We start from the raw sequence: 23816 nt of genomic DNA, 5'->3' as shown, positions 1-23816 counted from the left end.
GCGATCCTGGCACCGGAGGCTGTGAACCTGTCTGCGACCTCGTCCGGCGTGGTGGTCGGACCCGCGTCGGGGGTGGCGAAACCGCCGGCGTTGAAGAGGTTGGCGGCGAAGATGGCCCTGGCGGTGTGGGCGGCGATCGGGCCGAGGGTGGCGAGGAAGACCACGGGGCGTTCGGGCTGAGCGTCGGCGAGGTCGCGCAGCTCCTCGAAGGCCTGTGCATAACGCACCCGCGGCAACTCACCGTCCGGCAGCGGCGCCGGTTCGCGGACCACGGGCTTCTCGGCCAGGTTCGGGAACTCGCTGACGCCCGTGATCGGGTCGCACCGGTTCGCGAGCCGAGCTGACCGCGCCTCCCACGTGGCGGCGATCCGCGACGCGACCAGTTCCCCCGCCTCACCGATACCGCCGGCGCGTTCGAGCTCCTGGAACCACGTCCACGCCGCCACGGCAAGCGACTCGGTCAGCTGCTCCACGTACCAGGACCCCGCCGCCGGGTCGATCACCGCGCCGAGGTGCGACTCCTCCAGCAGCAGGTTCTGCGTGTTGCGCGCGATCCGGCGCGCGAACTCGTCCGGCAGCCCGATCGCCGCGTCGAACGGCTGCACCGTCACCGCATCGGCACCGCCCAGACCGGCGGCCAGGGTGGCGACGGTGGTGCGCAGCATGTTCACCCACGGATCGCGGCGCGTCATCATCGCCGACGACGTCACCGCGTGCTGCACCTGCGGCACGTCCACGCCCGACACCTCGGCCACCCGCGCCCACAACCGGCGCGCCGCACGCAGCTTCGCGATCGTCGCGAACTGGTCCGCCGTGGCCGCGAAGCGGAACTCCAGCTGCGCGAACGCCGACTCGACCGACAGACCACCGGAAACCAGAGCACGCAGGTACGACACGGCCAAGGCCAGCGACGCACCCAGCTCCTCCGAGTCCGACCCGCCCGCGTCGTGGAACGGCAACGCGTCCACCACGACCGTCCGCAGGCCGGGGAACGTGCGGGAAACCCGCGTGATCAAGTCGAGTGCGTCGCCGGTCGGCCTGAGCGCGAGGTTTCCGCGGACGGACTCCGGAGCGATCCGGCCCCACAGCCGCAGCATGGCGACGGCCACCTCCGGCGAGCCGTCCAGCACGATCGGCGCCAGGTCCAGGTGGACGTCCGCCAGCACGGTCTCGAGGGAATCGGCCGGTACGGACAGCCACAACGACGTGACGCCGCCCTCGAGGTCGTTCAGCACGGCGATCGGGTCCGGCACGGAGTGCCGCTGGCGGATGTCCCAGCCCTGCTTCACCGGTGCCAGGCAGGGAAAGCTCGCCGGTGCGTCGGTGTAGAGAGGCTGAACGTCGATGCCGTCGGGCGTGCGGGTGATCAGTGAGTCGAAGTCCGCTCCCGACTTGCGGAGCACGGCGTCGACCAGATCGCGCCACTGTCCGTACGACGCTGCTGGGAACTCTGCTGCCAGCTCCATCATGTGTCGAGTCTTTCCACGACTACGGGCTTCGACAACCCCTATCCCACAACGCTTAGGGGGTGCCGGGGCCGGTCAGCGCGAGCGGCGTGCGGTGCAGGAGAACCGAGTCCCCACGGCTTTTGCCGAGATCACGTCCGTATGTCCATTGTGGACTCAATGAACGCACGTTCGCCGCGATGCACAAAGCCGCCGCGCCACACCTGCAGGTGAGCGGCGGCGGGGTGGTCACCGCCTCCGGTGCGGGCAGGAGCGCGGGAACCGTGCAACCGGCCGTTCGAGTGGCTGGGGCAACCACTCGAACAGCGCTCGGCCGCCAGACTTCAGACGCTCGCGGTGTTCAGGACGATCGTGCGCGCCGGACACAGGTCCGCCGCCTGGTGGACCGAGTCGTGCAGGTCCTCGGCGGGGTGGTCCTGGAGCACGACGACCAGACCGTTGTCGTCCTGGTCGAACACCTCGGGGCTGACCATGGCGCACTGACCCGCGCCCACGCAGCGGGCACTGTCGGTGGTGACGTGCATCAGGGTGCTCCTCTTGCCGTTCCTCACCAGGTGACGGGAAGTTCGTAGACGCCGTAGACCATCGCGTCGTCCTTGTAGCGCAGCTGGTCGGCGGGTACGGCCAGTTTCAGCCCGGGGATCCGCTGGAGCAGCGTTCCGTAGACGACCTCGAGCTCGACGCGGGCGAGGTTGGCGCCGATGCACTGGTGGATGCCGAAACCGAAGGCCAGGTGGCTGCGGGCCTCCTTGCGGTGGAGGTCGATCACGCCGGGGTCGGGGAACACCGACGCGTCGTGGTTCGCCGCGCCGTTCAGGGCGAGGACGCCGTCGCCGGCCGGGATGGTCACGCCGCCGACCTCGATGTCCTCCAGCGCGACCCTGGCGGTGCCGGAGTCGGAGATCGAGAACGTGCGCAGCAGCTCCTCGATCGCGCCGGGCAGCAGGGACGGGTCGGCGCGCAGCTCCTCGGACAGCCCGGGGTGCTCCAGCAGCGCCAGCACGCCCAGGGAGATCATGTTCGCCGTCGTCTCGTGCCCGCCGACGAGCATCAGCCGGGCCATCGTGACCACGTCGAGGTGGTCGGCGACCTGCTCCACCCGGTTCTTCTCCAGGAACCGGCTGATCAGGTCGTCGCCGGGCTCCTTCTCCTTGGCGGTGACCAGCCCGTCGAGGTAGGCGTCCAGCGCCTGCACGGCCGCGCCGTACTCGGCCGGGCTCAGTTCGTGGTTCATCATGGCCGCCGACCACTCCTCGAACTGCGCGTGGTCGGCGTAGGGCACGCCGAGCAGTTCGCAGATCACCAGTGACGGCACCGGCAGCGCGAGTGCCGTGACCAGGTCCGCGGGACCGCCTGCCGCGAGCATCGCGTCGATCCGCTCGTCCACGATCTGCTGGATGCGCGGGCGCATCTCGCGGACGCGCCGGGCGGTGAACTCGGGGATGAGCATCCGTCGCTGCGCGGTGTGGTCCGGCGGGTCCATCGACAGCATCATCAGCCGCACCTGTGCCAGCAGCTCCGGTGGGATGTGGAACTGGTGCGGGTAGCCGGGCAGCTTGAGGTTCGAGCTGACGCGCGGGTCGCCGAGGACCTGCTTGACGTCGGCGTGCCGGGTGACCAACCACGCGGGTCGTCCGGTGACCTTCACCGTCGCCCGTGAGACGGGTTCACGTTCCCGCAGCTCCGAGTAGGCAGCCGGCTCCTTGAACGGGCATTCGCGGCGCATCGGGAACTGCGGCAGCTCTGGCTCTGCGCCGACGGTGCCGGGGGACTGGAGCGATTCGGTCATGACTGCCTCTCGGAAGGCGTGGGCGGTCTCAGCAGTGGACGGGCAGCTCGTAGACGCCGTAGACGATGGCGTCGTCCTTGAAGCGCAGTTCTTCCAGCGGTGCGGCGAGGCGCAACCCCGGCACGCGGCGCAGCAGCGTCGAGTACACGATCTCCAGCTCCATGCGGGCGAGGTTCTGCCCGACGCACTGGTGCACCCCGTAGCCGAAGGCGACGTGGCTGCGCGCTTCGCGCCGCACGTCCAGCCTGTCGGGGTCCTCGAAGACGTTCACGTCGCGGTTCGCGGCGTGGTTGAGCGGCAGGATGCCCTCACCGGCGCGGATGGTGACCCCGCCGAGCTCGATGTCCTCCATCGCCACGCGCGCGGTACCCGCGTCGGAGATGGAGAAGTACCGCAGCAGCTCTTCCACCGCGGTCGTCATCAGCTCCGGCTCGGCGCGCAGTGCGGCGAGCTGGTCGGGGTGCTCCAGCAGGGCGAGCACGCCGAGGGCGATCATGTTGGCCGTCGTCTCGTGCCCGGTGATCAGCATGACCTTGGCCATGCTGGAGAGCTCGGAGTGCGTGACCGACGGGGTCTCCCGGTTGAACGCGATCAGCCGGCTGATCATGTCGTCGCCCGGCTCCGACTCCTTGAGCGTGACCAGCTCGTCGACGTAGCGGTCCAGCTCGTAGTGCGCGCGGCCGCGTTCCTCCTCGCTCAGCTCGTGGCTCATGATCGCCCACGCCCAGGCCTCGAAGCGACCGTGGTCGGCGTAGGGCACGCCGAGCAGTTCGCAGATCACCAGCGAGGGCACCGGCAGCGCGAGCACGGACACCAGGTCCACCGGGCCGTCGCCCGCCTTGGCCAGCAGCTCGTCCACCCGCTCGTCGACGATCTCCTGCACGCGGGTGCGCAGCTGGCGCATCCTGCGCACGCTGAACTCCGGCGTGAGCATGCGCCGCTGCACGGAGTGCTCCGGCGGGTCCAGCGACAGGAAGGTGTGCGGGACCTGCTGGAGGATCTCGTCGGGCACCGGGACCTGGAGCGGGTAGCCGGGCAGCTTGAGGTTCGAGCTCACCCTCGAGTCCGACAGCAGCTTCTTGTACAGGTCGTGGCGGGTCACCAGCCAGGTGTGCTTGCCGTTGACCTTCAGCTTCGCCTTGGAGACGGGCTCGGTCTCGCGCAGTCGCGCGTACTCGGCGGGCGGGCTGAACGGACAGGCCCTGCGCATCGGGAAGTCCGGGAGATCGGAGTCGCCGACCGGTGCGGAGGGGGAGTCGGGGGTAGCCATGGGCAGTCCTCGTCGCTGGGGTAGACGGACGGGATGGCAGCGGTGCACGCCACTGTCCGCAACCTAGGGAGAGGGGGAGAGCGCTCCCACCCCTAATCGCCCCTAGAAACCGCTGTCCGTAGTGAGACGCTTTCGGTTGTGCCGTGCGGGCTTTCCGTTGTGAGCGTTCTCATTTCTGAAGCGAACCACACAGGGGACGCACCTCACGGAGCACCGGAACCCGGCCCCGCCGCGTAGGGGCTTTTAGGGGTCGGGGTCGGCGATAGCTTTCGGCTGGAAGTTCGGTCCCCAACGGTCAGCGCGCCATTTTGCCGGTGCCGCTGCCGTTCCAGCGAGTGCTGCCCGAGGAGGTGGTCTTCGTGCCGTTCGGAACCCGTGTCCCCTTGGCCAGCACCAAGGGAACGGTGGCCTTCCGCGACTACCGGACCTGGTACCGCGTGACCGGTGAGCTCGGCGGCGACCGGCCGGCCGTGGTCGCGGTCCACGGTGGACCGGGCAGCACGCACGACTACCTGCTGCCGCTGGCGCGGCTCGCGGACGACGGCTGGCCGGTGGTGCACTACGACCAGCTCGGCAACGGCGGGTCGACGCACCTGCCCGACGCCGATCCGGCGTTCTGGACGGTCGAGCTCTTCCTGGAGGAGCTGGACAACCTGCTGACCGGACTCGGGATCGCCGACAACTACGTCCTCTTCGGACAGTCGTGGGGCGGTCCGCTGTGCGCGAAGCACGCCGCGGCCGGCCCGGCAGGGCTGCGCGGGCTGGTGGTGGCCAACGCGCCGGCCTCGTACCCGATCTGGTTGCAGGAGATGGCGCGCCTGCGCGCCGACCTGCCGAGGGAGACCCAGGAAGCGTTGCTCCGCCACGAGGCGGCCGGCACCTACGACGACCGGGAGTACCTCGCCGCGATGCGGGTCTTCTACGACCGGCACGTCTGCCGCGCCCGGCCGTGGCCGCGCGACTTCGTCTCCTCGTACATGGAGATCTACAACGACCCCACCGTCTACTACGCGATGAACGGGCCGAACGAGTTCCACGTGATCGGCTCGCTCAAGGACTTCTCGGTCATCGACGACCTCCCCGCGATCGACACCCCGACGCTGCTGCTCAGCGGCCGCTACGACGAGGCGACGCCGACCGTGATGCGGCCCTACGAGGAGCACGTCAAGGGCGCGCGCTGGGAGATCTTCGAGAACTCCGCGCACCTTCCGCACCTCGAAGAGCCCGAGCTCTTCCACGAGGTGCTCGTCGACTTCCTCAAGGGGCTCTGAACGGTGGGCGCGCCCAGTGGCGGCGGTGGGTTCACCACGGCGATGGTCTTCCCCGGCATGGGACCGGTGCCGTTCCGCGACATCGGCCGGTTCATGGTGGCCAACCCGTTCGCGCGGGAACTGGTCGCCGTGGCCGACGACGTGCTCGGCTACTCGCTGGTGGACTCGCTGCGCGAGGACCCCGGCGACTACACCGAGGCCGCGCAGGTGGCGTTCTTCGTGAACTGCCTCGCCTGCGCGCGGTGGGCAGAGGCGGACCTCGGCGTGACACCGGACGTGGTGACGGGACCCAGCTTCGGCGAGAAGGCGGTGCTCGCCTACACCGGCGTGCTCGAACTGCCTGACGCGGTGCGGCTCACCGCCGACATCGCCCGGTGCCTCGACGAGTACTTCGCCGAGGAGCACACCGATGTCGTCACGCTGTCCTTCGTCCGCGCCCCCATGGCGAAGATCGAGCCGATCTTCGCCGAGCTCACCGAACGCGGCGAGTGGCACGAGATCTCCTGCTACGTCGACGACGGGTTCTTCATGGTGTCGATCGCGGAGAGCGAGGTCGAGTGGCTGGCGGCACGGGTGCGCGGGATCGGCGGGATGCCGCTGTACACGATGCGGCCGCCGATGCACGCCTCACTCTTCCGCGGGCTGCGCGACAAGGCCGAGCGCGAGGTCGTCTCGCGCTACCGGTTCGCCGACCCCTCGCTGCCCGTCGTGGCCGACCAGGACGGCTCGCTGCTGCACACCGGTGAGCAGCTGCGCACGATGCTGCTCGACGGGTTCGACCACCCGATGAACTGGCCGAGCGTGACGGACGCGCTGCGCGACTCCGGCGTGCGGCGGCTGTGCGTCGCCGGGCCGGACAGCCTGTTCGGCCGCGTTCCGTGCGCGGCGGAGCGGTTCGACGTCGTCGCCGCCCAGCCGCGGCTCGCGATGACACCCCGGCGCCGCGTGCTCGCGGCCTGAGCCAGACAGATGGAGGAAACCATGTGGAACGATGACTTCGAGGACCTGGTCCGCGGCTTTCTGCCGTTCCTTCCCGACACCGAGGACCTGGCACCGGAGGCCGACCTCAAGGAGCTCGGCCTCGACTCGCTGAACGCGGTGCACCTGCTCAGCGTTCTGGAGAACGCCTACCGCGTCCGCTTCGACGACAGCGCGCTGAGCATGGAGACCTTCCGCACGGCGGGCATGCTGTGGTCGACCGTGGAGCGCACACTCGACCACGCGGCGCGCTGAGCCATGACGGCGAACCTGGTCCAGATCACCGACAGCACCCTGGCGGGACGGTTCTCCCGCGGCCTCGCCCTGTCACCGGAGCGGCCGGCCGTGCGCGCGGACGGGGGCGTGACGACCTTCCGCGAGCTGCACGAGCGGGCACTGCTGCTCGCCGGCTCCGCACTCGCCGGCCTCGCCGAGGACACCCGGACGCTCGGGGTGCTGGTGGGCAAGGGAACCTCGGCCTACGCGACCCTGCTCGCGGGGTTCTACAGTGGACTGACCGTGGTGCCGCTGCAGCCCGCGTTCCCCGCGGCGCGCACCCGGCAGATGATCGAGGCGGCCGGTGTGCAGGCACTTCTCGCCGACGACGACTCCCTGCCCGCGCTGCGCGCGCTGGCGGACGAGGGGGTCGAGCTGCCGACGTTGTTCGCGCCGGGCGGCCACCCGGCGCCGGGTCTGCGGATCGACCCCGGCAGCGCGTTGACGGCCCCGATGCCGACACGTCCGCACGACGTCGCGTACGTGCTGTTCACCTCGGGGTCCACGGGACGTCCCAAGGGCGTCCCGGTCACGCATGCCAACACGGCGCACTACTTCGCCTTGCAGGACAAGCGCTACGACTTCGGTCCCGAGGACGTCTTCTCGCAGACCTTCGACCTCAACTTCGACTGCGCGATGTTCGACCTGTTCTGCGCCTGGGGTGCGGGCGCGCCGGTGGTTCCGCTGCCGCCCCAAGCCTACGCGCGGCTCCCCGAGTTCTTGAGCGAGCACGGCATCACGGTGTGGTTCTCCACGCCGAGCGCGATCTCCCTGGTGCGCAAGACCGGCGGTCTCCAGGCGGGGTCCCTCAGCACCCTGCGGTGGAGCTTCTTCGCCGGTGAGGCGCTGCACGACGTCGACGCCGCCGACTGGGCGCAGGCCGCGTCCAGGTCCACCGTGGAGAACCTCTACGGGCCCACCGAGCTGACGATCACCGTCAGCGCCTACCGCTGGTGCGACGAGGAACGGCGGCACCACGTCGTGCCCATCGGCGAGCTCCACGAAGGTCACGACCTGGTGCTGCTGGACGACAACGGCAGGCCGAGCCGGACCGGGGAGGGCGAGCTGTGCGTCGCGGGCCCGCAGCTGACCGCGGGCTACCTCGACCCGGCCGACGACGTGAACCGCTTCCTGGTGCACGAGGGAAAGCGCTTCTACCGCACCGGCGACCGCGTGCGGCTCGCCACCGACGGCGCGGGGCTGCTGTACCTGGGCCGCAGGGACTCCCAGGTGCAGGTGCACGGCATCCGCGTCGAACTGGCCGAGGTGGACGCGGCGGTCCGGGACTGCGAAGGCGTCGACCAGGCCGTCACGGTGGCGCTGGAGATGGAGGGCACGGTCGAGCTGGCCGTGTTCCACACCGGGGAACCGCTCTCGCCCGCGCGGCTCGCGCGGCACCTGCGCGACCGGCTGCCCTCCGGCGTCGTGCCGCGGGCCTACTACCACATCGACGCGTTCCCGTTGAACAGCAACCGCAAGATCGACCGCTCGAAGCTCACCTCCGAGGCGAGCGGGGCCGCGGTCAGAGGCCGGCCCCGCCCTCGCGGCGGCCGGTGACCGGGAACCAGCACGAAAGGCCCGAGCCACAAGTGAACTCCACCCAGACCACCGGGGCCCGCACCGGCGCCCTGGTCCACGACCTGCTCGACGAAGCCCTCGCCGGCCACCCCGACTCCTTCGCGATCAGCGACTCCGCCGGCCGGTGGACCTACCGGGAGCTGGCCGGCCACAGCCACGCCGTCGACGCCTGGCTGGCCCTCTCCGGCATCGGCCGCGGCGACCGCGTGCTGGTCCAGCTGCCGAGCAACCGCGAACTGGCGGCCCTGCTGTACGGCACGTCGCGCTGCGGCGCGGTGCTGGTGCCGGTCAACACCGGGATGAAGGACTTCCACCTCCGCGCGGTGGTGCAGAACGCCGAACCGGCGCTCATCATCGTGCCCGACGAGGCGGTGGACCGCGTCGCCGCGTTCTCCGGCGGCGTGGCCGTGCGCGGCTTCTCCGGTGTGTGGGCCGAGATCGAGGACCTGTACCGGATGAAGGCGCGGGGCGCCGGCACCGACGTGCACCCCGACGACGTCGCCGTGCTCGTCTACACCTCGGGCTCGACCGCGGCGCCCAAGGCGGTGATCTGCCCGCACCGGCAGATGGTGTTCGTCACCGGGGCGATCAACGCCGAGCTCGGCTACCGGCCCGACGACGTGGTCTTCTGCCGGTTCCCCATCTCCTGGGACTACGGGCTCTACAAGGTGCTGCTCACCGCAGCCGGCCACAGCGAGCTGGTGCTCGCCGACGGCGAGTCGGACCTGCTGCTGCTGAGCCGGATCGTGGACACCGGCGCGACCGTCGTGCCGATCGTGCCCTCGCTGGCCACCATGATCAGCACGCTCGCGGAGCGCGGTGTCCCGGAGGGTGCGCGGGTGCGGATGTTCACCAACACCGGTGCCGCGCTGCCGAAGCCCACCGCCGACGCGTTGCGCGCGGCCTTCCCCGGCGCCGAGGTGATCATCCAGTTCGGACAGACCGAGTGCAAGCGGGTGTCCGTGCTGCCGCCGGAGCTCGCCGGCAGCAAGCCGGACTCGGTGGGCAGGCCACTGCCCGGCACCCGCGCCTTCGTCGTGGACGAGCACGGTGAGCCGTTGCCGCCGGGAGAGATCGGGGAGATCGTGGTCGAAGGACCGCACGTGATGCCGGGCTACTGGCGCGCCCCCGAGCAGACCGCGCGTTCCTTCCGCGTCGGGTCCGATGGCGGGCTTCGGTTGCACACCGGTGATTTCGGCCGTGTGGACGAGGACGGGTTCCTCTACTACGAGGGCCGCCGCGACGACATGTTCAAGCACAAGGGCGTGCGCATGAGCACGACCGAGCTGGAGGCCGCGGCCGCCGACGTGCCCGGTGTGCGCGCGGCAGCCGCGGTGCCGCCCGAGGACGGCCGTGCGCTCGCCGTGTTCGTGGAGGGCGACATCGAACCGCACGCACTGCTGCGGGAGCTCGCGCGCCGGCTCGAACCCGCGAAGGTGCCCTCGGTGGCGAGGATCGTCGAAGAACTGCCGCTGACCCAGCACGGCAAGTACGACAGGGCCCGCCTCACCAAGCTCCTGGAAGGAGTCGCACCGTGACCGGCTACCGGGAGATCGCGGACCGCTTCGGCACGCCTGCCTTCGTCTACGACCTCGACCGCGTCGTGGCGGCCAGGGACGACCTGCTCGCGGCGTTGCCCGAGCAGGTGGTGCTGTACTACGCGGCGAAGGCCAACCCCCACCCCGAGCTGCTGCGCGAGCTGCGTTCCGGCGAACGCGGCGTCCGCGCGGAGATCAGCTCGACCGGCGAGCTGGACGCGGTGCTGCGCGCCGGTTTCCGCGGTGACGAGGTCCTCTACACCGGCCCCGGCAAGACGGCGGGCGAACTCGCCACGGCGATCGCGCACGGCGTGCGGCTGTTCTCGGTCGAGTCGATCGGGGACCTGCGCCGCGTCGGCGCGGTGGCGCTGGAGGCGGGCACGACCGCGGACTGCCTCCTGCGCGTCAACAACGCCACGGGGGCCGCGGCGACGAGCATCCGGATGACCGGTGTGCCGTCGCAGTTCGGGTTCGACAGCGAGACGCTGGCCGACCTCGCCCCGGCTCTGCGCGAGGTGCCGGGGACGACCATCGCCGGGCTGCACTTCTTCCCGTTGAGCAACACCCAGGACGAGGACAGCCTCATCGCGGAGTTCCAGCACACCATCACCAGCGCCGCACGGCTGCAGGACGTTCTCGGTGTCCGGTTCCGCTTGGTCGACATCGGCGGTGGTTTCGCCGCGCCGTACGCCGTGCAGGGCCACCGCCCTGTCTACGAGTACCTGGGCAAGGCCATGTCGGAGGCGCTCGACGAGCACTTCCCCGGCTGGCGGGACGGCGCGCCGCGGATCGCCTGCGAGTCGGGCCGGTACCTCGTCGCGGACAGCGGCACGCTGCTGACCTCGGTCGTCAACGTCAAGCACAGCAGGGGACAGCGCTACCTGGTCCTCGACGCGGGGATCAACACCTTCGGCGGCATGTCCGGGCTCGGACGGATCATGCCGATCTCCGTCGAGCCGCACGAGGCCGTCGCCGAGGGCGCCGGCGCGCACCTCGCCGGTCCGCTGTGCACCCCCGGCGACCTGCTCGGCAGGGGGGTCCGGCTGCCCGACCTGGAGCCCGGTGAACTGCTGACCGTGCCCAACGCCGGGTCCTACGGCCCGACCGCGAGCCTGCTGATGTTCCTCGGCAGGCCCGCGCCCACCGAAGTCGTCGTCCGCGGTGCCGATGTCGTCTCCGCCTCCCGCATCGAGCACTCACGAGCATATGAACACGGAGAGGCACTCTGATGACCATTTCTTCGCCGCGGCGCGACAACCTCGATCTCCTTCCCGGCGACGCGGGCGACCAGCCCGTGCTCGTGGCGGGCGGTACGTCGGACTCGCACACCTGGAACCTCGTCTACCTGCAGCTGCTGATCGAGGAGCACGGCAGGCGGGTGGTCAACCTCGGCCCGTGCGTGCCGGAGGACCTGCTCGTCGAAGAGGCGGTGGCGGAGCAGCCCGCGCTCGTGGTCGTGAGCAGCGTCAACGGCCACGGCTTCCACGACGGCATCCGGATGGTCACACGACTGCGCGCGCGGCAGGAGCTCGCCGACGTCCCCGCGGTGATCGGGGGCAAGCTCGGCATCACCGGCAGCTCGTCCGCGGAACAGGTCGCCGAGCTGAAGGCGGCGGGCTACGACGCGGTGTTCGCCGACGGCGTGGACAGCGGGGGCATCGACGAGTTCAGCCGCCTGCTGTTCGAACTGCCCCAGCGGCTGCGGGTATGACCCGCGCGAGAACCGGTTTCGGCGCCTTCGTCCGCGAGGCGCACGAGCGCGGCAGGCTCGTCGTGCAACCGCGCATGGGGATGAGCGATCCCGAGCGGATGCGCGCGGGCCTGCGGGCCACCAGGAAGGCCGACGCGACCACGGTCGGCACCCTGACCATCGACAGCTACACGCGCGTCGGTGATCTGGAGTCGGCCCGCCTGGCCCTGCTCGAAGGGGCCGCGCTCAACGGCTACCCGATCGTGAGCCACGAGCGCCGTACCACCGAGGCGGTGCTCGACGGCGTGTGCGGACCGGACTTCCCGGTCCAGGTGCGGCACGGTTCGGCGGCACCGGAGGACATCATCCGCGCTCTGCTCGAGGTCGGGCTGGACGCTTCGGAGGGCGGGCCGATCTCCTACTGCCTGCCCTACGGGCGGGTGTCGCTGCGGGAGTCCGTGGCGCACTGGACGGCGGCGTCCGAGCTGATGGCGGCCGCGCGCGGGCCGGGCGTGGAACCGCACCTCGAGACGTTCGGCGGGTGCATGCTCGGGCAGCTGTGCCCGCCGAGCCTGCTCGTCGCGATCAGCGTGCTGGAAGCGGTGTTCTTCCGGCGGCTGGGCATACGCAGCATCTCGGTCAGCTATGCGCAGCAGACGAACGAGGCGCAGGACGCCGAAGCCGTCGCCGCGTTGCGCGCGCTGTGCTCGATGCTCCTGCCGGACGTCGACTGGCACGTCGTCATCTACGCCTACATGGGAGTGTTCCCGGAGACCGAGGACGGCGCGCGTGCGTTGCTCGGCGCGGCGGCAGGGCTGGCGTCGCGCACGGGGTCGGAGCGGATCATCGTCAAGACGGTCGCGGAGTCGCAACGCATCCCGTCGATCGAGGAGAACGTGGCCGCCCTGGAGCTGGCCTCCGACGTCGCCGCCCGCACGCCGTACGCGCCGGCCCCGCTGGAGGGCAACGCCGTCCACGCCGAAGCCCGCGCACTGGTGGAGGCCGTGCTGGCGTTGAACGACGACCTCGGCCAGGCGTTCCTGACGGCGTTCGCGACGGGCCTGCTCGACGTGCCGTACTGCCTGCACCCGGACAACGCGGGGGAGAGCAGGAGCTACATCGACACCGATGGCAGCCTGCGCTGGTCGCGGATCGGGCGGATGCCGTTGCGCGGTATCGCCGAGAGCCGCGCGGCGCGCGGACTCACGTCGTCGGAACTGCTGCGGTCGCTGTCCTTCGTGCGCCGCAGCTACGACGGCATGGCCGCCGCCGGTGTGTCTTAGGGGCTTTTAAGGGTGGGGTCCCTCCTCCTGCTCTCGTTACGTTCCAAGCAAGGACCAGAGATCGCGCCGGTCAGTCGGGAGATGCGCGGATGAACGGGCTCGTAGCCGAATCAGCACTGGCGACACGGCTGGCGCAGGCCGCGCCGGGCGGACGCCGCCGGGTGGTCACCGAGTTGGTGCGCGCCGCCGTGGCGGAGGCCATCGCGCAGGCGCGGCCGGACGCAGCGGCCGCCGGCGCCGCGCTCGACGCCGAGCAGTCCTTCGCGGCGCAGGGGCTCGACTCGCTGGCCGCCGTCCACCTGCACCACGTCCTCACCGAGCGCACCGGGATTCCCCTGCCGGTGAGCCTCGCCTACGACTGCCCGACGCTGCCGGAGCTGGTGGACCGGCTGCTGCGCGCGGCCGACGGAACCGACGACGCCGCGGACGTGCCCGCCGCACCCACCACCCCCGCCGCCGTCGACGACGAGCCGGTCGCGATCGTGGGCATCGGCTGCCGCTTCCCCGGCGGCATCGACGATCCGGCGGCGTTGTGGCAGCTGCTCGCCGAGGGCGGCACCGTGCTGTCCGACTTCCCCTCCGACCGCGGCTGGGACCTCGGCGCCCTGTTCGACGACGATCCCGAGACGCCGGGCAGCGCCTACGTGCGCAAGGGCGGGTTCCTCGGCACCGCGACCGACTTCGACGCCGAGTTCTTCGGCATCAGCCCGCGCGAGGCGCTGGGCATGGACCCGCAGCAGCGGCTCGTGCTCGAGACCACCTGGCACGCGCTCGAGAACGCCGGGATCGACCCCACCGCGTTGCGCGGCACGGCGACCGGTGTCTTCGTCGGTGCGGAGATGCTGGACTACGGCCCGCACCTGCACGAGGCACCCGACGGCATGGACGCGTACCTGTTGGCGGGCAACGCCTCCAGCGTCGTGTCCGGCCGGGTCGCGTACGTGCTCGGTGTGGAAGGTCCCGCGCTCACCGTGGACACGGCGTGCTCCGCGGGACTCGTCTCGCTGCACCTGGCGTGCCGCTCGTTGCGCGCGGGGGAAACGACGCTCGCGCTCGCCGGTGGTGTGGCCGTGCTCGGTGGACCGGGTGTCTTCACCGCGTTCAGCAGGCAGCGCGGCCTCGCACCGGACGGGGTCTGCAAACCCTTCGCCGCGGCCGCGGACGGCACCGGTTTCGCCGAAGGCGTGGGCGTCCTGGTCCTGGAGCGGCTGTCGGACGCGCGGAAGAACGGCCACCGGGTGCTCGCCGTGGTGCGCGGCTCCGCGGTGAACTCCGACGGCGCGTCCAACGGCCTCACCGCGCCCAACGGCACCGCGCAGCAGCGGGTCATCCGCAGTGCGCTCGCGTCAGCGGGACTCACGCCGGCGGACGTCGACGTCGTCGAGGCGCACGGCACCGGTACCCGGCTCGGCGACCCGATCGAGGCGACGGCGCTGCTGGCCACCTACGGACGCGACCGCGCGAGGCCCCTGCTGCTCGGGTCGGTGAAGTCCAACCTCGGGCACACCCAGGCCGCCGCCGGCGTTGCCGGGGTGATCAAGGCCGTGCTCGCGATGCAGCACGGCGAGGTTCCCGCGACGCTGCACGTCGACGAACCGACGCCGCACGTCGACTGGTCCTCCGGCCAGGTCGAGCTGACCGTCGAGTCCCGTCCGTGGCCGGAGACGGGCCGCCCGCGCCGCGCCGCCGTGTCGTCCTTCGGCGTCAGCGGCACCAACGCGCACGTCATCCTCGAACGCCCCGAGCAGGAACCGGACACCTCCGCGCCGAGCCCGGCCGGCGGGCGCCCGCTGGCGTTCCCGCTGTCCGCGCGCGGCGAGGACGCGCTCCGCGCGCGTGCCCGTGACCTGCTGCCCCTCGTCGACACCGTCGAACCGGTGGAGCTGGCACAGGCGCTCGGCACCACGCGTGCCGCGCTGCGCGACTCGGCGGTGCTCGTCGCGACCGGCCGGGACGAGCTGCGCGCTGCCCTGGAAGGACTCGCGAACGGTGCCACCGCGGTGCCGCAGCGGGTGCCGGGCGAGATCGCGTTCCTGTTCGCCGGGCAGGGCAGCCAGCGCGCGGGGATGGGCCGCGAGCTGGCGGCCGCCTATCCCGTCTTCGCGGACTCGCTCGCCGCGACCTGTGCCCACTTCGACCTCCAGCTGCCGCGCCGGCTCGACGAGCTGATGTTCGCCGAGCCGGGCAGTGCCGACGCCGCCCTGCTGGACACGACGGAGTACGCGCAGCCCGCGCTGTTCGCCGTCGAGGTCGCGCTGTACCGGCTGTTCGAGAGCTGGGGCCTCACGCCGGACCACCTCGCGGGCCACTCCGTCGGCGAGATCGCGGCCGCGCACGTCGCGGGCGTGCTGACGCTGCAGGACGCGACGATCCTCGTCGCCGCGCGCGGCCGGCTCATGCAGCGGCTGCCCGCCGGGGGCGCGATGCTCGCCGTTCGCGCGTCCGAGGCCGAAGTGACCCCTCTGCTGACCGCGGGAACCGGGATCGCCGCCGTCAACGGCCCCGAGTCGGTCGTGGTGTCGGGCGAGCTCGGCGACGTCGAGCGGATCGCCGCGGAGCTGTCGTCACGTGGTCGCGACACCCGGCGTCTGCGCGTGAGCCACGCCTTCCACTCGCCGCTCATGGAGCCGATGCTCGACGAGTTCCGCCGCGTCGTGCGCGTGCTCGACTTCCGCGAGCCGCGCCTGCCGATCGTGTCGACCGTGACCGGGCAGCCGGTGTCGGGCGAAATGTGCGATCCGGAGTACTGGGTCGACCACGTCCGCGCACAGGTGCGTTTCCACGACGCGCTGCGGCTGCTCGCCGACACGGGCGTGCGCACGTTCCTCGAGCTCGGACCGGGCGCCACGCTGTCGGCGATGGGGCCGGAGTGCGTGGACGCCGGCGGAGTGGCCTTCATCGCGGCGCTGCGCCGGGACCGGCCCGAAGCGCACGAGGCCATGTCGGGGCTCGCGGCCGTGCACTCGCGCGGCGTCCCCGTCGACTGGCGGCGGCACTTCGCCGGGTCCGGCGGCACTCCGGTCCAGTTGCCCCAGTACCCGTTCCAGCGGCGGCGCTTCTGGCTCGACCAGGGCACGTCCGCCGGCGCCGGCGCGCTCGGACAGCTGCCCGCCGATCACCCGCTGCTCGCCGCTGTCGCCGGCGTGGGCGCGGACGCCGCGGTGCTGACCGGACGGATCTCCACGCGCACCCAGCCGTGGCTCGCCGATCACGTCATCGGCGGCAGGGTGCTGTTCCCCGGCACGGCGTTCGTGGAGCTCGCTCTGCGCGCCGCCGACCACGTACCCGCCGGCCCGCCGCTGCAGCTGGAGGAACTGACCCTGAGCGCACCGCTCGTCCTCGGTGGCGACGAGGAGGTCTCCGTCCAGGTGGCGGTCGGCGTGGCGGACGAGGACGGTCGTCGCCCGGTCACCGTCCACAGCCGCGCCGACCAGGCGGGCCCGTGGACCGAGCACGCCGCGGGTGTCCTCGCCCCGGCCGACGCCGCCGATCCCGCGCCGTTCGGCGAGTGGCCGCCGCCGGGTGCCGACCCGGTGGACACGAACGACCTCTACGAGCGCCTGGCCGACGAGGGGTACGGCTACGGGCCGGCGTTCCGGGGTCTTCGCGCCGCGTGGCGGCAGGGCGGGACCGTGTACGCCGAGGTCGCGTTGCCGGAGGGGATCGCGGAGAGCGCGGGTGCGTTCGGCCTGCACCCCGCGTTGCTCGACGCGGCGTTGCACGCGGCGGACCTGGACGCGCCTCCGTCGGAGGTGAGCGTGCCGTTCGCCTGGACCGGCGTCACGCTGCACGCCACCGGCGCGACCGCCGTGCGCGTCGCGATCACGCGCGGCGAAGGAGGCGGCATCTCACTCCGGCTCGCCGACGTCACCGGTGCGCCGGTGGCCGACATCGGCGGACTGGTTTCCCGGCTCGTGCAGGACCAGGAGGTCCTGCACGCTGTGCGGTGGGTGCCACACCGTGCCCCGGCACCCACCGCAGTTCCACAGGGCACTGTCGTGCACCGCTTCGGCGGTGCCGCGAGCGCGGACGCGCGGGACGCCCGCGAGCACGCCGGCACGGCACTGCGCCTGGTGCGCACGTGGCTGGAAGACGACAGCACGACCGCACCGCTCGTCGTGGTGACGCCGCCCGCGAGCCCCGCGCACGCCGCGGTCCGCGGGCTCGTCCGCGCGGCGCAGGCCGAGAACCCCGGTCGTTTCGTGCTCGTCGAGCACGATGCCGAGCCTTCCGAGGCCGAACTGGCCCAGGCCCTCGCCAGCGGTGAGCCGGAGCTGTCGCTGACCGGCGGGCAGTTCCTCGTCCCGCGCCTGGTCTCCGCTCCGGTCTCGGTCCCGGCCACCGCAGCCGCCGCCGACGACTGGGGCACCGTGCTGGTGACCGGTGGCACCGGCGGGGTCGGGTCGCTCGTGGCGCGGCACCTGGTCGAGGCGCACGGCGTCCGCCGCCTGGTGCTGGCCGGCAGGCGCGGAGAGGTGCCCGGCTTCGTCGGGGACCTGGACGCCGAGGTGACCGTGGTGGCCTGCGACATCGGCGACCGCGACGCCGTCACGCGGTTGCTGGCGGAGCACCCCGCCGACTCGGTGGTGCACGCGGCGGGAGTCGTCCGCGATGGCCTGCTCGGCTCGCTCACCGACGAGATGGTCGACGAGGTCTTCCACGCCAAGGCCCACGGCGCCTGGCTGTTGCACGAGCTGACGCTCGACCGCCCGCTGAAGCGGTTCGTGCTGTTCTCCTCGCTCGCCGCGGTGCTCGACGCGCCGGGCCAGGCCAACTACGCCGCCGCCAACGCCTACCTGGACGCGCTCGCCGAGCACCGCGCGTCACTCGGCCTGCCCGCCACGGCGCTGTCCTGGAGCCTGTGGGCGACGGGCACCGGCATGGGTGCCGCACTCGACGCCGCCGCGCTGCGCCGCATCGCCGCCGCCGGGCTGCCAGGACTCCCGGCGGAACGGTCGCTGCGGCTGTTCGACCTCGCCGTCCGATCAGGACGGTCCACCGCGGTGCCGGTCGAGGTGGACGCGACCGCCGTGCGACGCCGTCCCGACGGCGTGCCGCACCTGTTGCGCGAGCTCGTGCGTCCCGCCGTGCGCCGTGCTGCCGCGAGCGGTGCGCGGACCACCGAGGAAGGCCGGTTCGCCACCGTTCCGGTCGCCGAGCGCGAACGCGTGGTGCTGGACCTCGTGCGCACCGAGGTGGCCGACGTGCTGCGCCACGACGGAGCCTCCGCCATCGACCCGGCGCGCGCGTTCACCGAGCTCGGGTTCGACTCCCTCGCCGCCGTCGAGCTGCGCAACCGGCTCAACGCGGTGACCGGGCTGCGGCTGACCGCCACCCTCGTGTTCGACCACCCGACGCCGCGCGCGCTCGCCAAGCACGTCGAGGAGGGCCTGTTCGGCAGCGCCGAGCCCGTGGCTCCCGTCGTCGTGCGCGACCCCGGCACCACCACCGATCCGATCGTCATCGTCGGCACGGCCTGCCGCTATCCCGGCGGTGTCACCTCGCCCGAGGACCTGTGGCGGCTGGTCGCCGACGGCGTCGACGCGGTCGGCGGGTTCCCCGCCGACCGCGGCTGGGACGCCGACGCGCTCTACGACCCCGAGCCGGGCACGCCCGGCCGCACGTACACGCGGGAAGGCGCGTTCCTCCACGACGCCGCGCGGTTCGACGCCGGCTTCTTCGGCATCAGCCCGCGGGAGGCCACCGCGATGGACCCGCAGCAGCGGTTGCTGCTGGAGGTGTCCTGGGAGGCGCTGGAACGGGCGTCGATCGACCCCGCCACCGTGCGCGGCAGCCGGACCGGCGTCTACGCGGGCGTGATGTACCACGACTACGGTGCCTGGCTCCCCGAGCTGCCGGAGGACCTCGCGGCCTACGCGGGCAACGGCAACCTGGGCAGTGTCGTCTCCGGCCGCGTCGCGTACGCGCTCGGTCTCGAGGGTCCCGCGGTCACCGTCGACACGGCGTGCTCCTCGTCCCTGGTCACGTTGCACCTCGCCGCTCAGGCGCTGCGGCAGGGCGAATGCGACCTCGCCCTCGCCGGCGGCGTCACGGTGATGTCCACACCGGACACGTTCATCGACTTCTCCCGCCAGCGCGGGCTCGCCGCCGACGGCCGCTGCAAGTCGTTCGCCGACGGCGCGGACGGCACGGGCTGGGGCGAGGGCGTCGGGGTGCTCGTCGTCGAACGGCTCTCCGACGCGCGGCGCAACGGGCACCGGGTGCTGGCCGTGGTGAGCGGTTCCGCGATCAACCAGGACGGCGCGTCGAACGGGCTGACGGCGCCGAACGGCCCGTCGCAGCAACGGGTCATCCGCGCGGCCCTCGCCGCGGCCGGCCTGGCACCGTCCGATGTGGACGCCGTGGAGGCGCACGGCACCGGCACGACCCTCGGTGACCCGATCGAGGCGCAGGCGTTGCTGGCGACCTACGGTCAGGACCGCGGTGAACCGCTGTGGCTCGGTTCGATCAAGTCGAACATCGGGCACACGCAGGCCGCGGCGGGTGTCGCGGGTGTCATCAAGATGGTCGAGGCCCTGCGGCACGGCGTCCTCCCGAAGACGTTGCACGTCGACGCGCCGTCCTCGAAGGTCGACTGGGAGGCGGGCTCCGTCGAGCTGCTCACCGAGGCCCGTCCGTGGGAACCCGGAGCCCGGCCGCGCCGTGCCGCCGTGTCGTCCTTCGGCATCAGCGGCACGAACGCCCACGTCATCATCGAGGAGCCCGGCGCGCAGGAGGCGGTGGCCGGAGGAGAAGCGCCCCCGGTCGTCGCCCTGCCGGTCTCGGCGCGGACGACCGCGGCGCTGCGCGACCAGGCACGCAACCTGGTCATCGCGGCGTCCGCCACCGCCCCCGCCGACCTCGGCTTCGCCCTCGCCACCACGCGCGCGGCGCACGACGAGCGCGCCGTCGTCCTCGCCGGCGCGGACTCCTCCGACGACGTCACGGCGGGCCTCGACGCGCTCGCCCTGGCCGCCGACGCGCCGGGGCTCGTCGTGACCGGTTCGGTCACCGACGGCACGCTGGCGTTCCTGTTCTCCGGTCAGGGTGCCCAGCGACCGGGCATGGGACGCGACTGGTACCGCACCCACCCCGTCTTCGCGGAGCACTTCGACCGCATCGCCGCGCAGTTCGCCGGTCACCTCGGCCACCCGCTCGCCGACGTGCTGTTCGGCGACGGCGAGGCGGCCGCGCTGCTCGACCAGACCGCCTACACGCAGGCCGCGCTGTTCACCACGCAGGTGGCCCTCTACCGGGTGCTCGAGTCGGCGGGGCTGCGTCCGGCGTGGCTCGCGGGGCACTCCATCGGCGAGTTCGCCGCCGCGCACGTGGCGGGTGTCTGGTCGCTGTCCGACGCGGTGACCGCGGTCGCCGCGCGGGGCGAGCTGATGCAGGCCCTGCCCGCCGGCGGGGCCATGATCGCCGTGCAGGCCACCGAGGAGGAGGTCACCCCGCTCCTCGGCGAGCGGTGCGGCATCGCCGCGGTCAACGGGCCCCGCGCGGTCGTGGTGTCCGGTGACGAGGACGCCGTGGAGGCGGTCGCCGCGCGGTTCGCCACGACCCGGCGGCTGCGGGTCTCGCACGCCTTCCACTCGCCGCGCATGGAACCGATGCTGGCCGGCTTCCGCGAGGTCATGGCCGGGCTCACCGCGCACGAGCCCGCGGTGCCGATCATGTCCACGCTCACCGGCGAGCCCGCGACCGCCGCCCAGCTCGGCTCGGCCGGCTACTGGGTGGACCACGTGCGCGGGACCGTGCGCTTCGCCGACGCCGTGCGCGCGCTCGCCGACCGCGGCGTCGACACGTTCCTGGAGCTCGGCGCCGCCCCCGTGCTGACCGCGATGGGACCCGACTGCCTCGTCGAGGCCCAGGGCGATGCCGAACCGGCCTTCGCGTGCACCGCGCGCAAGGACACCGGGGAGGTGCGCGCGCTGCTGACCTCGCTCGCCGAGGTGCACGTGCGGGGCTTCGACGTCGACTGGCGTCAGCTCTACGGCGACTTCACCGGCGCGCACGTGGACCTGCCGACCTACCCGTTCCAGCACCGGCACCACTGGCTGCCGCTGGCCGCGACCGGTGGCGACGTCACCGCGCACGGACTGTCCTCAGTGGACCACCCGCTGGTCAGCGCGGCCGTGGACCTGCCAGGTGACGGCGGCCTGCTGCTCACCGGACGCGTCTCGCTCGCCACGCACCCGCTGCTCGCCGAGCACGCCGTCCTCGGCACCGTGCTGGTACCCGGTGCCGCGCTGGTCGGCCTCGCCCTGCACGCCGGCCGCCTCACCGGCCGCCCCGCGCTCACCGAGCTGACCCTGCAGTCGCCGCTCGTCGTGCCGGGGGAGTCGGCCGTGCGGCTGCACGTCTCGGCCGCCGCCGACGGCACCGTCGAGATCCACTCGCGGCCCGACGACGCGACCGGCGAGTGGACCTGCCACGCCACGGGCGTTCTCGACGTGGTCGGGGACGCGTCCGGTCAGGCGCCGGTCGCCGAGTGGCCCGCGCCGGGCGCGACCGGGCTCGACGTCAGCGGCCTGTACGAGCGGATGCACGCCGAGGGCTACGACTACGGGCCCGTCTTCCGCGCCGTGCGCGCCGCGTGGCGGGCCGGCGAGGACACCGTGCTCGCGGAGCTGGAACTGCCCGCGGAGGCCAGGCACGACGCCGCCCGCTACGGCCTGCACCCGGCGTTGCTCGACGCGGCGCTGCACGTCACCGGTCTGCTCGACCCGCGAGACGAACCCGCCGATGCCGGCGCGGGCGTGGTCGAGCTGCCGTTCGCGTGGACCGGGGTCACCCAGCACGGCTCCGGCGCGCTCGCCGCCAGGGTGCGCGTGACTCGCGCAGGCACCGGCGGCGGCCTGCGGATCGAACTCTCCACAGAGGACGGAGCACCGCTGGCGACCGTGGCGTCGTACGTGACGCGGCCCGTCGCCGCCGACCGGCTGGGTGTCCCGGCCCGGGAGCTGTACGTCGTGGCCGGCGAGCCGGTGCCGAAGCCCGTCGTGCGGGCACACCGGAACTGGGCGGTGCTCGGTGACGACGACCTCGGACTCGGCGTCCCGGTCGCACCGGAGCCCGCCGCGCTGGGCACCGCCGACGCGGTCCTGTACGCCGCACCGGTGCCGGACGGCACCGCTGTGCCGGACGCCGTGCGGTCAGCCCTCGCCGGGACCCTGCGGGTCGTGCAGGCGTGGCTCGCCGACGAACGGCAGGCGGTGCTCGTCGTGCTGACCCGCGACGATCTCGCCGGCGCGGCGGTGCGCGGTCTCGTCCGTGCCGCGTACGCGGAGGAACCCGGACGCGTGGTGCTCGTGGACCTCGGAGACGCCCGGCCGGACCTCGCGTCCCTCGGCGCGGCACTCGACACCGGTGAGCCGGAGGTGCGCCTCAAGGACGGCGAAGTGCACGCACCGCGTCTCGTCCGCGCACCGGACGCGGTGGACCGCACGGCGCAGCGCCCGTGGGGCACCGTGCTCATCACCGGAGGGACGGGCGGGCTCGGCGCGCTCGTCGCGAAGCACCTCGCACGGCGCAACGACGTCGAAAGGCTCGTTCTCACGAGCAGGCGCGGGCCGGACGCGCCGGGTGCCGCCGACCTGCTCGGCGAGCTGAGCGCGCTGGGCGCCAAGGCCGAGGTCGTCGCCTGCGACGTCGCCGACCGCGCGGCCGTCGCCGCGTTGCTCGCGCTCACACCGGTCGACAGCGTCGTGCACACGGCCGGTGTGCTGGACGACGGCGTCATCACGGCGCTGACACCGTCGCGTGTGGACACCGTGCTGCGCCCGAAGGCCGAGGCCGCCTGGCACCTGCACGAGCTGACCCTCGGCCGCGAGCTGGCGCACTTCGTGCTGTTCTCGTCGGCCGCGGGCACCATCGACGCCTCCGGCCAGGGCAACTACGCGGCGGCCAACGCGTTCCTCGACGCGCTCGCCGCGCACCGGGCGGACCTCGGGCTCGCCGCGACGTCGATGGCGTGGGGCCTGTGGGCGGGCGGCGGCATGGGCGCGTCGCTGGACGAGGGCGAGCTCGCCCGGATCGAGCGTTCCGGCGTCGGCGTGCTCGAACCGGACGACGCGCTCGCCCTCTTCGACGCCGCCGTGACGACCGGCCTGCCCGCCGTGCTGCCGGTCCGGCTCGACCTCCGGGCGCTGCGGCGGCGAGGCGAGGAGGTGCCCGCGCCGCTGCGGACGCTCGCCGGCGTCGCCGTGGCACCCGCCCAGCACGCCCGCACCCTCGGCGACCGGCTCGCCGGGCTGCCGAAGGCCGACCACGAGCACGTCGTGCTCACCGCCGTCCGCACCGAGGTGGCCGGGGTGCTCGGCCACGCAGGGCCCGCCGACGTGGAACCACGGCGCGCGTTCACCGAGCTGGGGTTCGACTCGCTCGCCGCGGTGGAGCTGCGCAACCGGCTCAACGCCGTCAGCGGGCTGCGGCTGCCGTCCACGATGATCTTCGACTACGCGACGCCCGCCGCACTCGCCGGCTACCTCCTCGGCCGCCTGGCCCCGGAACCGCCGGCCGAACCGCAGGTGCCGCGGACAGCGGACGGCGAACCCGGCACCGACATCAAGTCCATGGACGTGGCCGACCTCGTGCGCGCCGCGTTGAACCGCAGCGGCACCTGAGCCGCCCGCCCGGCCACCCGGGGAAGCAGGGCCAAGCCGAGCGAGCAGGGGA

The 23816-nt window shown here is 72.7% G+C and carries 13 protein-coding genes; 9 read left to right on the top strand and 4 right to left on the bottom strand.

What is annotated here, in order from left to right; translation table 11 throughout:
• The 4 genes from ACZ7CD_RS18045 to ACZ7CD_RS18030 form a co-directional block, all read right to left on the bottom strand.
• The coding region (locus ACZ7CD_RS18045; RefSeq protein WP_470379283.1) for a methylmalonyl-CoA mutase family protein at positions 1–1469 on the bottom strand (1469 nt) is incomplete at its 3' end.
• Positions 1470–1789: 320 nt separating this feature from the next.
• Entirely contained in the window at positions 1790–1990 is a 201-nt protein-coding gene (locus ACZ7CD_RS18040) for a ferredoxin (RefSeq protein WP_360398867.1), read from the bottom strand.
• 23 nt (positions 1991–2013) lie between these two features.
• The gene (locus tag ACZ7CD_RS18035) at positions 2014–3255 is read right to left on the bottom strand and encodes a cytochrome P450 (RefSeq protein WP_470368750.1); all 1242 of its coding nucleotides are present in this window, start codon (positions 3253–3255) and stop codon (positions 2014–2016) included.
• A 28-nt stretch (positions 3256–3283) separates the two neighbouring features.
• The gene (locus ACZ7CD_RS18030) at positions 3284–4525 is read right to left on the bottom strand and encodes a cytochrome P450 (protein WP_360398861.1); all 1242 of its coding nucleotides are present in this window, start codon (positions 4523–4525) and stop codon (positions 3284–3286) included.
• Between the two features lie 314 nt (positions 4526–4839).
• On the opposite strand from ACZ7CD_RS18030, the gene ACZ7CD_RS18025 reads away from it, so the two are divergent.
• The 9 genes from ACZ7CD_RS18025 (at position 4840) to ACZ7CD_RS17985 (ending at position 23764) form a co-directional block, all read left to right on the top strand.
• Complete coding sequence (locus ACZ7CD_RS18025; RefSeq protein WP_470379282.1) at positions 4840–5796, top strand: proline iminopeptidase-family hydrolase; 957 nt, start codon at positions 4840–4842, stop codon at positions 5794–5796.
• A gap of 3 nt (positions 5797–5799) precedes the next feature.
• A complete protein-coding gene (locus ACZ7CD_RS18020; protein WP_360398855.1) occupies positions 5800–6756 on the top strand; it encodes an ACP S-malonyltransferase in 957 nt (318 codons plus the stop codon).
• Positions 6757–6777: 21 nt separating this feature from the next.
• Positions 6778–7029: a phosphopantetheine-binding protein gene (locus ACZ7CD_RS18015; RefSeq protein WP_360398852.1), complete on the top strand. Its 252-nt coding sequence runs from the start codon at positions 6778–6780 to the stop codon at positions 7027–7029.
• Between the two features lie 3 nt (positions 7030–7032).
• Positions 7033–8607 carry an AMP-binding protein gene (locus ACZ7CD_RS18010; protein ID WP_470379281.1) on the top strand — a complete coding sequence of 525 codons (1575 nt, stop codon included), beginning with the start codon at positions 7033–7035 and terminating at the stop codon, positions 8605–8607.
• Between the two features lie 32 nt (positions 8608–8639).
• Positions 8640–10166: an AMP-binding protein gene (locus ACZ7CD_RS18005; protein WP_470368745.1), complete on the top strand. Its 1527-nt coding sequence runs from the start codon at positions 8640–8642 to the stop codon at positions 10164–10166.
• Entirely contained in the window at positions 10163–11395 is a 1233-nt protein-coding gene (locus tag ACZ7CD_RS18000) for a type III PLP-dependent enzyme domain-containing protein (RefSeq protein ID WP_360398843.1), read from the top strand. The genes ACZ7CD_RS18005 and ACZ7CD_RS18000 overlap by 4 nt, the downstream gene beginning before the upstream one ends.
• On the top strand, positions 11395–11877 hold the full coding sequence (locus ACZ7CD_RS17995; protein ID WP_470379280.1) for a cobalamin B12-binding domain-containing protein: 483 nt from the start codon (positions 11395–11397) through the stop codon (positions 11875–11877). The genes ACZ7CD_RS18000 and ACZ7CD_RS17995 overlap by 1 nt, the downstream gene beginning before the upstream one ends.
• On the top strand, positions 11874–13139 hold the full coding sequence (locus ACZ7CD_RS17990; protein ID WP_360398837.1) for a methylaspartate mutase: 1266 nt from the start codon (positions 11874–11876) through the stop codon (positions 13137–13139). Before ACZ7CD_RS17995 ends, ACZ7CD_RS17990 begins: the two co-directional genes overlap by 4 nt.
• 89 nt (positions 13140–13228) lie before the next feature.
• Positions 13229–23764 carry an SDR family NAD(P)-dependent oxidoreductase gene (locus ACZ7CD_RS17985; protein ID WP_470379279.1) on the top strand — a complete coding sequence of 3512 codons (10536 nt, stop codon included), beginning with the start codon at positions 13229–13231 and terminating at the stop codon, positions 23762–23764.
• The last annotated feature ends 52 nt before the right edge of the window (positions 23765–23816 follow it).

It is taken from the genome of Lentzea sp. NPDC036949 (assembly GCF_055608075.1).
Note: the sequence above shows the minus strand (reverse complement) of the source record. Positions and strands in the feature narration are given on the sequence as shown.

Coding starts and splice junctions, on each gene's coding strand:
- ACZ7CD_RS18040 (WP_360398867.1), bottom strand. CDS start 1,990: ATGCACGTCACCACCGACAGTGCCCGCTGCGTGGGCGCGGGTCAGTGC.
- ACZ7CD_RS18035 (WP_470368750.1), bottom strand. CDS start 3,255: ATGACCGAATCGCTCCAGTCCCCCGGCACCGTCGGCGCAGAGCCAGAG.
- ACZ7CD_RS18030 (WP_360398861.1), bottom strand. CDS start 4,525: ATGGCTACCCCCGACTCCCCCTCCGCACCGGTCGGCGACTCCGATCTC.
- ACZ7CD_RS18015 (WP_360398852.1), top strand. CDS start 6,778: ATGTGGAACGATGACTTCGAGGACCTGGTCCGCGGCTTTCTGCCGTTC.
- ACZ7CD_RS18010 (WP_470379281.1), top strand. CDS start 7,033: ATGACGGCGAACCTGGTCCAGATCACCGACAGCACCCTGGCGGGACGG.
- ACZ7CD_RS17995 (WP_470379280.1), top strand. CDS start 11,395: ATGACCATTTCTTCGCCGCGGCGCGACAACCTCGATCTCCTTCCCGGC.
- ACZ7CD_RS17990 (WP_360398837.1), top strand. CDS start 11,874: ATGACCCGCGCGAGAACCGGTTTCGGCGCCTTCGTCCGCGAGGCGCAC.
- ACZ7CD_RS17985 (WP_470379279.1), top strand. CDS start 13,229: ATGAACGGGCTCGTAGCCGAATCAGCACTGGCGACACGGCTGGCGCAG.